The sequence below is a fragment of the Mucilaginibacter sp. SG564 genome (assembly GCF_013149275.1).
GTDB lineage: Bacteria > Bacteroidota > Bacteroidia > Sphingobacteriales > Sphingobacteriaceae > Mucilaginibacter.
On record NZ_JABGNA010000001.1, the window covers coordinates 694,536 to 707,056 of the forward strand.

The 12,521-nt window shown below is 44.3% G+C and carries 10 protein-coding genes; 4 read left to right on the forward strand and 6 right to left on the reverse strand.

Features of this window, described 5'->3' with window-relative positions; genetic code table 11:
• Positions 1–13: 13 nt before the first annotated feature.
• Positions 14–934, forward strand: a complete 921-nt coding sequence (locus FHW89_RS02535) for a hypothetical protein (RefSeq protein WP_172333424.1) — start codon at positions 14–16, stop codon at positions 932–934.
• Between the two features lie 181 nt (positions 935–1,115).
• On the opposite strand, the gene FHW89_RS02540 is transcribed toward FHW89_RS02535, so the two are convergent.
• From FHW89_RS02540 to FHW89_RS02555, 4 genes are read right to left on the reverse strand one after another with little or no spacing between them, the layout of a single operon-like run.
• Positions 1,116–1,937, reverse strand: a complete 822-nt coding sequence (locus tag FHW89_RS02540) for a class I SAM-dependent methyltransferase (RefSeq protein WP_172333425.1) — start codon at positions 1,935–1,937, stop codon at positions 1,116–1,118.
• A complete protein-coding gene (locus FHW89_RS02545) occupies positions 1,934–3,403 on the reverse strand; it encodes a radical SAM protein (RefSeq protein ID WP_172333426.1) in 1,470 nt (489 codons plus the stop codon). The genes FHW89_RS02540 and FHW89_RS02545 overlap by 4 nt, the downstream gene beginning before the upstream one ends.
• A gap of 3 nt (positions 3,404–3,406) precedes the next feature.
• Entirely contained in the window at positions 3,407–4,456 is a 1,050-nt protein-coding gene (locus FHW89_RS02550) for a radical SAM protein (RefSeq protein WP_172333427.1), read from the reverse strand.
• A gap of 33 nt (positions 4,457–4,489) precedes the next feature.
• On the reverse strand, positions 4,490–5,998 hold the full coding sequence (locus FHW89_RS02555; RefSeq protein WP_216650450.1) for a B12-binding domain-containing radical SAM protein: 1,509 nt from the start codon (positions 5,996–5,998) through the stop codon (positions 4,490–4,492).
• Positions 5,999–6,223: 225 nt separating this feature from the next.
• Between FHW89_RS02555 and FHW89_RS02560 the strand changes: the two genes are divergently transcribed.
• The 3 genes from FHW89_RS02560 to FHW89_RS02570 are packed head-to-tail and all read left to right on the forward strand — an operon-like array spanning position 6,224 to position 9,267.
• Positions 6,224–6,964 (forward strand): class I SAM-dependent methyltransferase, encoded by a 741-nt coding sequence (locus tag FHW89_RS02560; protein ID WP_172333428.1) that lies wholly within the window; start codon positions 6,224–6,226, stop codon positions 6,962–6,964.
• Complete coding sequence (locus FHW89_RS02565) at positions 6,964–8,130, forward strand: amidohydrolase family protein (RefSeq protein ID WP_172333429.1); 1,167 nt, start codon at positions 6,964–6,966, stop codon at positions 8,128–8,130. Before FHW89_RS02560 ends, FHW89_RS02565 begins: the two co-directional genes overlap by 1 nt.
• 3 nt (positions 8,131–8,133) lie before the next feature.
• On the forward strand, positions 8,134–9,267 hold the full coding sequence (locus FHW89_RS02570; protein WP_172333430.1) for a glycosyltransferase family 4 protein: 1,134 nt from the start codon (positions 8,134–8,136) through the stop codon (positions 9,265–9,267).
• A 395-nt stretch (positions 9,268–9,662) separates the two neighbouring features.
• On the opposite strand, the gene FHW89_RS02575 is transcribed toward FHW89_RS02570, so the two are convergent.
• Both FHW89_RS02575 and FHW89_RS02580 read right to left on the reverse strand, forming a co-directional pair.
• Positions 9,663–10,718 (reverse strand): glycosyltransferase, encoded by a 1,056-nt coding sequence (locus FHW89_RS02575; protein WP_172333431.1) that lies wholly within the window; start codon positions 10,716–10,718, stop codon positions 9,663–9,665.
• Entirely contained in the window at positions 10,715–12,427 is a 1,713-nt protein-coding gene (locus FHW89_RS02580; RefSeq protein WP_172333432.1) for an ABC transporter ATP-binding protein, read from the reverse strand. The genes FHW89_RS02575 and FHW89_RS02580 overlap by 4 nt, the downstream gene beginning before the upstream one ends.
• Positions 12,428–12,521: the final 94 nt, after the last annotated feature.

Consider the following 12,521-nt stretch of genomic DNA (forward strand, 5'->3'; position numbering starts at 1 on the left):
AATATACAGCACCGTGGCAGAGATCAAAAAAAACATATTGGCAACACTGGCTTATTTCGATGTGTTCAACTATCCGCTTACGCGGGAAGAGATAAGTTTGTTTCTGCCCGTTAAGTGCGATGCTATAGATTTTGATCTGGCTATGGCCTGCCTGGTGAGTTGCAGACTGATTTATCGGTTCGACAGGTTCTATATGCTAAAGAACGATCCCTACCTGGTGAAAAGAAGAAACGACGGGAACCAGAAAGCGGCCGATATGATTAAAACAGCCCGTAAGGTAGGTAATATCCTTATCCGTTTCCCTTATGTGCGTGGTATAGCTATTTCGGGTTCTTTATCAAAAAACTATGCCGATGCCGAATCAGATATCGATCTGTTTATAGTTACCGCCCCCAACCGCATGTGGGTGGCCCGTACATTGATGCACTTTTTAAAAAAACTCACTTTCCTGGTTAATCGCGAGCATTACTTCTGCATGAACTACTATATAGATGAGCAGCAGCTGGAAATTGCCGAAAAGAACATTTATACGGCGACCGAAGTGGTTACCCTGATCCCGATACAGGGCGATACCACCTTTGCCGATTTTTTTGCAGCCAACGCCTGGACACGCGACTATCTGCCCAATCATATCATGCGGGTATCCACAGCCAAACCTTTAAGCAAATTTCCCTTAAAAAGCCTGGTTGAATGGTTATTGAATAATCGTTTGGGCGAATTACTGGATAACAAGTTCATGAGGATCACGGCCAGCAGATGGAGTCAGAAAACCCGCGAGAAAAAGTTAAATGATCACGGTATGGTACTGGCCATGGCAACCGGTAAACATTACGCCAAACCCGATCCAAAGAATTTCCAGATTAGTCTAATCAGTCGTTACGAAACCAGGATAGCACAGTTGCTGGTAGAAAACCAGCATAGTGTAGCGAATTAATAAATAAAGAAATTATGTCATTGCGAGGAGGAACGACGAAGCGATCTCGTAGCTGTTCAACTTCCGCTGTCATTTCGAACGAGGAACGAGGAGAAATCTTTTACGTTGTTTAGAAATGAGCAGAAGATTTCTCCCTGCGGTCGAAATGACAGCTTTAAATTAATACTCCCGAATAGTTTTGTTACTTCTTTTCCAGCGAGATAATAAAATAGTCGCCCATGAATTTCCAGGGCCAGCTACTTTTTAATTTATCTTCTTTGTTTTTCAGGAATTGATAGGCTTTAGGATGCTTTTCAGCAAAGCCTTCAATGTAGGATGGCGGTACAATGGTGCAAAGTCCCTCAACACCTAATACTTTATATGATTCCTTTAAAGTATTGATAATGAATGATGAACTGTAGTAAAAGCACTTGAAATAAGTCCCCTCGATATGTGCGGTACGGCCATTGCTGCTAAAAAACCTGCGGAAGGCGGTTTTGAATTTGCCTTTAAAAACCAGCAAGGTTTCCCACAGGCAAAAGCCGGGAATAACCACCAGCGTTACCTTGCCGCCTGGTTTTAAAAGCTGGTCAAAAGACAGGAGAACTTTGTCCAGTTCGCAGGTACAATTGAGACCACCAAAGTTAGAGAATATATGGTCAAATGGCCCCTGGTTTTGCAGTTGGGCCAATTGAGTAAAAGAGCAAATTTCTGTGCTGATCCGGTCGCGGTAAGCTTCAGTTTTTTGGCGCAGTACCTGTTGCATGCCTGTGGATATATCGGTAGCATGTACCCGGTGACCATTTTTGGCAAAAAACAAGGCATCTTCGCCGGTTCCGCTGTTAAGCTCCAGGATACTACTGTTGGGCGCCAGGTATTGCAAAACATGTTGCCTTACCCTTGCCCGTTTATAGTTAACAATGGTATTGCTGGAATAGATCTCATCAAAAATAACCGACTGCCGGCTAAAAGCTGTAGAGGCATCGGTTTCGTTGGTACTCGTTATGCTTATCCCGTTTGTCATGATGCTTTTTCCAGTTGATTAAGTTTAAAACGCTCAATCATCATAGCGGGTGCATGGTATAATACGGATGCGGCCTTGCGGATGCGTTTTACACTTGGTTTAAAGGGGTTGCTCAACAGCTCAACCAAACTATGTTTAGCCAGATGAGCATGATAGTTTTGATGTACGTACTTGTGCAGCTGTTTGTAGTAAGCAGGCTTAAAGGTATTGTTGAACATCAGTGCCATCTCGTCGGAGTCGGTCCAGTTGGTTTTTTGCTGCAGATCGGCCTTTACTTTTTCATAAAACAGCGTACCGGGCAGTGGGTACGAAACTGATATACCAATTTCATAAGGCAGCAAGTTGTTGATCATACGGATGGTTCGCCTGATATCTTCCTTGTTTTCGCCCGGATAACCAAACTGGATAAAGAAAGATGGTTTGATGCCATGCTTTTTCATCATTTGGGTTGCGGTGTATATCTGTTGTATGGTAGTGCCCTTATCCATGGCATCCAGTATCTTTTGCGATCCGCTTTCCGCGCCTATCCAAACATTATCACAGCCCGATGCTGCTAAAGCTTCCACGGTTTCATCATCCAGTAACAGATCGGCGCGGGATTGCAGCTTGTACCTGAACTGCAAGCCCTCCTGTTTTACTAATCTGGCGAATTCAACTACCCAACCTGGTTTCAAGCCAAAAATATCATCACAAAACCAGATATGATCCATGTTGAACATCTCCTTCATCAGCTTCAACTCGATGATCACATTTTCGGGACTGCGCGAATTGTAGCGGTTACCATAAATAGGTTTGGCGCACCAGTTACACTTAAAGGGGCAGCCGCGTGTGGTACCCACATTGAGCGAAAAATAACCTTTATGCTGCAGCCAGCATTCGCGATATGGCGCAATGTTAACCAGGTCCCAGGCCGGTAATGGCAAACTATCCAGATCTTTCAACACAGGCCTGCCCGGTGTTTTAACCGGGACATTATCCTGTAGATAAGCAAGGCCTTGTATATGAGAGAAATCTTCTCCCTTTTTTATGGTATTAGTCAATTCCAGTAAAGTTTGCTCTGCTTCGCCGATGATCACAAAGTCGGCGCCCTCGGCCAGATATTCTTTGAAACGGTCGGTTGAGTCGGAACTGGCCACAATGACGGTGCAGCCGCGCTCTTTGGCCAATTTGCACATGGCAAAAGCAGCCTCGCGCATATTGGTGAGGCACATTTTGGTGAGGTAATTAAAACCATCGTCATAGATCACAAAAAAACCGGGACGGGTTTTATCCAGGAGATCCGTGATCTCAAGTGGGGTATGACTAAACATTGTATCAAAAAGCGATACCTGGTAATTGTTTTGCCGCATCAATGAAGCAGCATATAAAGTGCCTAGTGGCGGATATGGCTGTCCCTGCGCCCATTGTTTGGGATCGAAACGCAAAAAATAGGAATGCGTAAAAAGTATATGATTTAACTGTTCCATAGGTTAAGCGACATTGGTTAATGGCGACAGGTTAAGTGAGCAAACGCATTTTACACAGGTTGGGTGCCCCGAGGTATCCAATGCCCTGCGGAAGGCGATGGCTTCGTCGCTGTTAATGATTTGTTTAAGCGGGGTATCCCTGATATTGCCCATACCTTCCATAAAAAAACATGGCCGCACGGTGCCATCGGCTTCCACAACTGTGGATACCCAGGGTGCATTGCATTTTTTAAAAGGGAAATCATTCAAGCCATAAAAAGCGGCATAATAATGATAAATGTCCCTGATCTTTTCGCGGCTTTCCGCAATAAAGCGGTTATCAAACTCGGCGGCATATTTGGTCATCAGGTAATTGACTACTTCATTCAATTCGGGAAGTTCACGTTCTGCTATCCGTATTTCGTCCTGTCGTGGTTCTTCCCAGGCCTGCTGGCGGTTAAAAGCATGACTGCTCACATCGGCGGGCAAAAAGCTCACCTGGTCGAGCCCCATTTTTTTTGCTTCGGCAATAATAGCCGGCCAGTTACGATAGTTGAGCCGGTGTATCACCGTACGACCGGTTATACGATACGCGGGGTTTAGTTTTTTGATATACTCCACCCCTTCCTTAAGCTTGCGGAAGGCATTGGGAATGTTCCGGATAGCATCATGCAGGGGTTCATCACCATCTAAGGATACAATCAAATAGTCAACCCAGGTCAACAATTGCTCTGCATTGCTTTTTATGGATAAACCGGTGGTGAGCAGCGTTACTTTGATACCGGCATTTTTAAGGATGCGGCACAACGCAAAGAAATTGGAATTTAATAAAGCCTCGCCACCAGACATGAGCACTTGTTTGGTGCCGAGTTGTTTTAAGGATGCCAATAAGCCGCTGATATCTGCTTCGGTTAGTTGTTTCAGGTTTTTGTTGTCCTTCCAGATGTCACACATCACACAACGGCAGTTACAGGCGCTGTGAGGCATTAATATTACAATGGGCAATACTGATATCCTGTGCGTTTGCAGTGTGCGGTAACGCTTAAAAGTATGGTATAACGACTGACCTGCCATAACTATGGTTTTTCTTTCAAATCTTAAACACAATTAAAAACCCTGGATCTCCGGCTGGCGGTATTTCCAGAACCTTTGCAACAGCTTTATTTCGTATGGGTACTTGTACAGGTTTGTTTTATAACGCAGGCTCGATATCAGCTTAATTGATCTTCTCTTGAGGTCATTCATCCTGATATCGGTAACCGTTGGGTAAACGCCATTCAATACGGTCTCAAAATTTCTGATCTTGTCAATCATTTCCGGTTTTATCCAGGGGGTTAACGGGTTTTTGCGCAGATCGAAGCTTTCCCAGGCCGGGCTTATCCAGTCTTCCAATATCTGAGGATAGGCGAAGCCCGATTCCAAAACTTGTTTGTACAGTTCGGAGCCCTCTGTGGGCACCGGTGTATAGGTATAAATAACAATCTCAGTTTTAGGGTTAACGGCTTTTACCTGTTTGATAAAATTGATCTCAAAATCTATCTGCTTCTGCACTTTCTCGGGCGTTTCCGCTGGTGTGCCTAATACAAAAGAATATTCGGGGATGATATCGAATTTCTTCATCCGCTCGGCAAAACGGATGATCTGTTCGCCGGTTTGGGTGCCGCCTTTATCCATCTGTTCCAGGATCTCGTTGTTGCCGCTTTCGGCCCCAAAGAAAATACATTTGCAACCCGATTCCCGGATAATCTCCAGCGATGAATCTTTAAACTTATCCATGGTGTCGATGCGTGCCATACCCCACCAGGTCATGTTTTCGGGTTTAATGAGTTTGGAAAAATCAACCGCGCGTTTCTCGGATACAAAAAAGTTATTGTCGTGAAACTCAATGGCATCGGCGCCCCATTTATCTTTAATGTATTTTACATCCTTATACACCGTTTGTGCCGATTTGGCTTTCCAGCGGGCCTCATAAATAGGCACCACCGCGCAAAACGAACAGGTAAAAGGGCAGCCAATGCTGGAATGATAAGCCAACGTATGCTCGCCCAGGTAGGTTTTACCCAGGAATTTAGGTATGGGATAAAAATTGTTCAGCTTATCATAAGGCAATGGCGGCAATGAATCCTGATCAAGCAGATCTTCTTTGATGGTTTTGGTTATTTTACCATCGGCCTTGTAGATCAGGTTTTTGATGAACTCGTAAGGCTTACTGTTCTCCAACGCGTCTATCAGCAAAGGAAAAGCATTATCGCCGGGCCCGTTGATAATAAAATCAACATATTTAGAATCCAATACCACTTTGGGCTGATTAGAAGGGAAATAACCTCCCCAGATCATGGTGGTATATGGGTATTTTATTTTTATGGCTTTGGCTATTTCAATGGCTTGCTTTAATTGCGGGCCGGGCATCACCGTGAAACCCAGGTAGCCATACTCACCGGTTCGTAAATAGCTTTCTATTTTCTCCATCGGGTCGGCTTCACAGTTGCCGTCAACAATGGCCCATTCATATTTTCCTTCAATAGAGGCCGCTATATTTAAAATGGAATTAGGTATACGGTATTTGGCTATAGCACTTCTTGGGTTAAACAGTATTACCTTATTGATTTTTGCCATATAGATTTATTCTTGACGCATGAATATTTAAAGACCGGTCATTTAATTTTAATGATAAGCGATGAGGTTTTACCCCCATCGCTTACACAACCCTAAATCATAAAAATTATAACCGTTCTTAATACATTACGCTGGGTATTGGGCAGTGGTTGCCTCAGCCAGCAATAAAAAAATGCAGGCAACCTCAAGGCGTTTTACACCGTATTGTTATAAAAGATGATTACTATGCTGGCAACCATAAAAAACTACTTACAGAAAAAAAGGTCATTATCGGCCGTAACCGAAAAAAACGCGGTTGACGCTTATGATATCTGGGCCGAGAATTATGATAGCCAACCCGATAACCTCATGCTGCACCTGGACGGAAAGCTGTTTGAGCAGCTCATCAGCAACGTTGATATCAAAGGTAAACAGGTGGCCGATATTGGTTGTGGCACAGGCAGGCACTGGTCGCTGTTATTTAGTAAAGAGCCCGGCACGTTAACCGGGTTTGATGTATCTGGCGGAATGTTGAAAAAACTGAACGAAAAATATCCGCAGGCGCATACCTATATGATCACTAATAATTTGTTTTCTGTGATTCCCGACGAAACTTACGATGTGATCATATCTACCCTTACCGTGGCCCATATTGAGGATATTGAAGAAGCTATGCAGGCTTGGGCCCGTTTGCTCAAAAGCGGCGGCGAGCTCATTATCACCGATTTTCATCCCCATATCCTGGCTTCCGGCGGTAAACGGACATTTAAGCACAATAACTCGGTAATGGCCGTGCAGAACTACGTACACCCCATTTATACCATAAAAGATGCCTTGTTCCGGAATAATTTTGAGCTGCTTTTACAGGAGGAGATCAAAATAGACGAAAGCATGAAGCCTTTTTATGCCAAACAACACGCGCTGCATGTGTATGAAAAGTATAAAGGTTTCCCGGTGATATACGGTATTCATTTAAAAAAGGGATAATGATACTCCACGGGCTGCGAATGGCCGATGGCGGGCAATGTGTAAACGTCAGGATCAATAAAGGTAAAATTGATGAGGTAACACCTGTGTCAATTACCGGGGATGACACTGATTTACATTTTGATAATGCCATGATCTTTCCCGGGTTGATCAATTCGCACGATCATCTTGATTTTAATCTTTTCCCCCAGTTAGGTAATCGCATATATATAAACTATACCGAGTGGGGCGCTTATATCCACAAACATTATAAACCCGAGATAAATCATATATTGCGGGTACCCGCTCCGCTGCGTATTCGCTGGGGAATATACAAAAACCTGCTTTGCGGGGTTACAACCGTGGTTAATCATGGCGAACATCTAAGCCTTGATGGCTCATTGATCAACGTTTTTGAAGAAACACAGGATTTGCACTCCGTAGGTTTTGAGAACCTATGGCGACTGAAACTCAACAATCCCTTAAGACGCCATTTGCCTGTAGCGATACATATTGGCGAGGGTACGGATGAGGCGGCTTCAACAGAAATTGACAGTCTTATCCGCTGGAACAAATGGCGCCGGCCGCTAATTGGTATCCATGCCGTGGCCATGACCGGCGCACAAGCTGCTAATTTTAAAGGTATTGTGTGGTGCCCCGAGTCGAACTATTATTTGTTGAATAAAACGGCCTCTATCGATCAATTAAAACAACACACCACTATTTTATTTGGCACCGACTCTACCCTTACTGGCAACTGGAACATATGGGATCACATCACCATGGCCCGTAAAACAGGTTTGCTTACAGACGAAGAGTTATACCAATCCCTGAATAGTAACGCCGCGAAAGTATGGCTGATGAATACCGGCGAAATCAGCCCGGGAAAAGATGCCGACCTGGTGATAGCCCGCCAAAAAAATGGAGCCACTGGGTTTGACTCTTTTCACGGTCTTAGCCCTGCCGGTTTGCTTATGGTGATGCATAAGGGTAATATCCGTCTGTTTGATCATGAGTTGTTACTGCAAGTTGCTTCCGTAGTAAAGGGGCGCGATTTTAGTCTGATCAGAGTAGGAAAAGCTTATAAATATATTGAAGGTAACCTTGGGGAATTGACGGAGCAAATTCATTTGTATTTGCCTGAATTTACTTTCCCGTTTGAATTTATGGATCATCAAACATTTTAAAAGGTGATAAAGCTGGTTGACCTTACTTATTATGCACATCGCGATTATACCCATACCGCCCAGGTTAGGGAAAACCATGCCCCTGCTCTTGCCTTTGCACCTTATCTTATCCATAAGATCGACTTTTGTTTTGTTAAACACGCCGCCTTTGAAGAGCACGTTGTTATGGATGGTGTGCCTTATCATTTTTTTAAAGGCCGAAACCGGTTTTGGTCCATCACGCTAAAAACACATCAATATATCAAAAAACTCAAGCCGGATGTGGTACTGGTGCAGGGATTCATCTTTCCGTTGCAAGTGATTTTTTTGCGATTGTTTTGCGGTAAGGGATTCAAAATTATGATCCAGCATCATGGTGGGTTGCCCTTCGGCGGTATCAAAGGCTGGCTGCAAAAAATAGCCTGCAGTTTTGCCGATGCTTTTATTTTTACGGCTGCCGGTAATGCTATGGTCTGGAAAAGGAAAAACATCATCAAACAGGATGCCCCCATATTTGAACTGCTGGAGGCCTCCACCAATCTTCAGCAAAAAGATAAGCAAATAAGTAAAACACGCACCCAAATGGCGGGCGAAACCAATATTTTATGGGTTGGCAGGTTAAATGCCAATAAAGACCCTATAGCTGTTTTATTGGGTTTTATGCAGTATCTGAAGATAAAACCCGAGGCCAAATTGTATATGATCTACCAAAGTGAGGATATGATCAATGATATAATGGCCTTGTTTGCCTCCAGTAAGCTGCTGGCAAACGCGGTGGTATTGGTGGGCCGCGTTGCTAACCACGAATTGCCCTACTGGTATAGCGCGGCCGATTTTTATATCTCGGGCAGCCATAAAGAAGGCAGTGGATATGCTTTATTAGAGGCTATGGCCTGTGGCTGTGTTCCGCTGATCACTGATATTCCTCCATATCAAAAAATAACCGGAAATGGCCGTTGCGGGTTTCTATATCCCCCGGGTGATGCCAATGCGCTGGCCAGATTGCTTTATACTGTGAATAACGCCGATCAAAAAAAGCTTTCTGACGATACCTTAATTCATTTTCATCAACACCTCAGTTTTAAGAATATCGCTGATGATCTGGTGGGTATTTGTGAGCAGGTCACGACGCCCATTCAAGCGTCAACGCTTGAATGATTTTTTAGAGTAAGCGTCCACGCTTACTTGTCTGATGTTGCAATCGTAAGCGTGGACGCTTACATTCATTGTAGTTCAGCATGACAAAATAGTTTTTTTATCTTTTTTAGCGCAAGTCTTGGGTGGTTGCTGGTGCGCTGATGACTTGTGCTTATGAGTCTGATGATGTCACAAGTCATCGACCCACAATACCATAACACAAGACTTGCGCCAATAAAGGTGAAACCACGAGTAGACAGTAAAAAATCTCCTGTCATTCTGAGCGTAGCGAACAATCTATTATACTACAGAACTGTCTGCGAATAGATCCTTCGTTCCTCAGGATGACAACCTGAATTATGGAGATTGTCGTGGTTCGTTCGAAATAACGTTTAGTTTAGGAGAAACAAGAATACTCAACACCCAAATAAAGCGGCAACCCGGGTGGCAATGGTTTCTACGGGATATGCCAGTACGGGCTCATGCAGCAAATCAGGATCGTGCAGCAGCTCTTTAATTATCCCGGGTATATTCTCAACATTACCAGGTACATGATGCTGTGGCGGGCGCGAATCCATTCCCTTTACCAGGCTTACCACATGGCAGCCTGCATACAGGCCTTCGCTTAAAACGGTGCTGTAGCCTTCGTAGGCCGAGGTGTGCAGCAGTATCTTGGAGCGTTGCATTAATGCCAGAACTTCGGGGTGCGAGAGCTCTCCCTTAAGTTCGATATGATCTTCCAACTTTAGCCTGCTGATCTGTTTTTGGAGGTTCTCCATTTCAGGACCTTTACCACATATCACCGCTTTTAAATGCGGAAATTGCCTTGTAAGGCTTTTTACTACCTGGATAAACAGGTTGTATTGCTTCAATGGTATCAGCGAGCCTACCCCAATGATGTCGATCTCCCGGTTGGTGGATTGCTCTCCAAAAAGTGTGACATCTATCCCCGATGGGATTGTATAACCTGGCTGTATATGGTAATTAATGCTGAACTCCCTGGCCAAAAAATCAGATATGGCTATTAATTCGCCAGCCAGTGGTTTTACCTGTTTTACGTAATGGTTACCCGCTTTGGCATCCTGGCCAAGCAGCCAGGTATATTGTGGCAGGTTATACTTTTTGGCAAAGCGCTTACCCATATAGGCGGCCTCACCCATCCAAAAGCTCAATAGGCCCATCAGTTCATACCGGGCATGCAATTGTTTAAGCGTTTGCCATACCCGCCGCCAGGTAATTAAGCGGTATAACTGACCTTTGCCTTTTCCTGCCAATGCGATCACCTCCACCCCTTGCCAGTTATATCGCGCGGCTTTAAATGGGTACTGAAAACTAACCACCACGATATGCAGCCCGGGCTTATTTTGCTTTAGTCCCCTTACAAAGACCTGCATAGACGGTATGCAGGTAGTATCGTTTTCATCAGCCGGGAAACCGGGACTTAATATCACTATGGTTTTTTGTTTGGTCATTCCAGTGTTATCAGTTTGTTGCAATAGCTCAGGCTCGCGGTGTTATGGGTTATAAAAAGGATCATTTTGCCCGAAGCAGCCAGTCGTTGCAGTTGTATCAAAATGGCTTCCTCGGCCTGTTGATCCATCTCGCCAAAAGGTTCATCCAATATCAGTACGTCAAAATCATGGTAAAGCGCCCGGGCAAGCAATATGCGCTGGCGCTGACCGCCGCTCAAGTTTTTCCCATTTTCCCTGACGGTCTGGTACAATCCTTCTGCATTGCCATTCAGCAATGGGTTAAGTCCGCATATTGCGATAGCCTCAGCCAGTTTTTCATGCTCACTTTCCTCATCGCTGAGGGTGATATTTTTAAGAATCGTGTCATGAATAAAATAACCCTGTTGCTTTACATAGGCTATCCTGTTCCAATACTGTTTTCTGGCGATAATATTTGCTACCTGGTCATTGATGAGGATATCCCCATCATCAGGCACTAAAAAGCCTAACAATAGATTGATGAGCGTGGTTTTGCCTCTGCCAGATAAGGCCGAGATACCCGCCAGATCGCCCTTTTCGATACTAAAGCTGCTGTTTTTTAGGATCTGATGATCTTTATACCGGAAGCTGATGTTGTTGAATTGGATGGAGGTGATAGCCTCAGCCTCACCCCAGCCCTCTCCAAAGGAGAGGGAGCCTGGATCAGCAAAGCCGCTAAGTAAAGTCCTCTCCTTTTGAGAGGACCGGGGTGAGGTCAGATCATTCAGCGTAAACTCATAAGTTTTTATTTGCCCGGTGCTGTTGAGTATTTTGATAATACCGGGGATGATCTTGTAGGCGGCAGCCATAAAAACGCCGATAGTGAGCAGATCAATTACTGGCTGGTTGGTCCAGTATTTATTGATGAGCACTAATATAAAGAAACCCAGCACCGCGAAGACCTCCACCAGGCGCGATGGTAAAGCCTGCAAGGTTTGTTGCCCGGCCAGGTTATCATTCAGCCGTTGCTGATAGCTGTGGTAACGATTGGTGAAAAAGCTGGTTTTATCATAAATATTACTCTCCACAAAACCGGCTAATGATTCCTGTAAATGCTGAAGCGTTTTTTCGCTGGCCTGTTTGGTATTCACCCTGATCTGTTTCGACCGTTTCCGGATAAACCAGGCCAGTAAAATTACCGGAGGTAACAGCAACAGCAGCAGCAATAGAAATAATATGGGCTGATAGATGAGTATAGCACAAACCGTAAACAGGATAAGGATGCCCTGCGAAATAACCTGTTGCACGTTGGTGAGGATGTAATGACTAAACTCAATAGGCTGCTGACTGATCTGCCGGATATGGATAGAGGAATCGACATTAACAAAGTTCACGTAATCATTTTTCAGGTAATTGATGATGTTCCTTTTTGATAAGCGCGAAGCTACTCCATAAAAAAAATGATGCTGAAAACGCATAATGAGGTAGCCCATCCAGTTTTTAAAGCAAAAAAGTACCAGGAATATACTGATGAGCAGCATGGAATTTTTGTTGAACCAGCCAGAAGGCAAAAAGGCAAAGCCGTTATTGATGGTTTTAGTCGAAGTGTAAATTCCGACTACCAGTAACAGCATCCCCAGAAAAGCGATATCAAGCGCGCTGATCAACAGATCGAGCAGGATGAGCCTGCTCAATTGCGCTTTCTCCTGCCTGTTCAGCAGTGTTAAAATGCCTTTTATAATATGCTTCATTTTTTAAGAAGCAAGAATTAAGAGTCAAGAACCAAGAAAAACAATGTGGTTATTTTCTGTCTTGATTCTTGACTCTAACCTCTTGACTCTATTC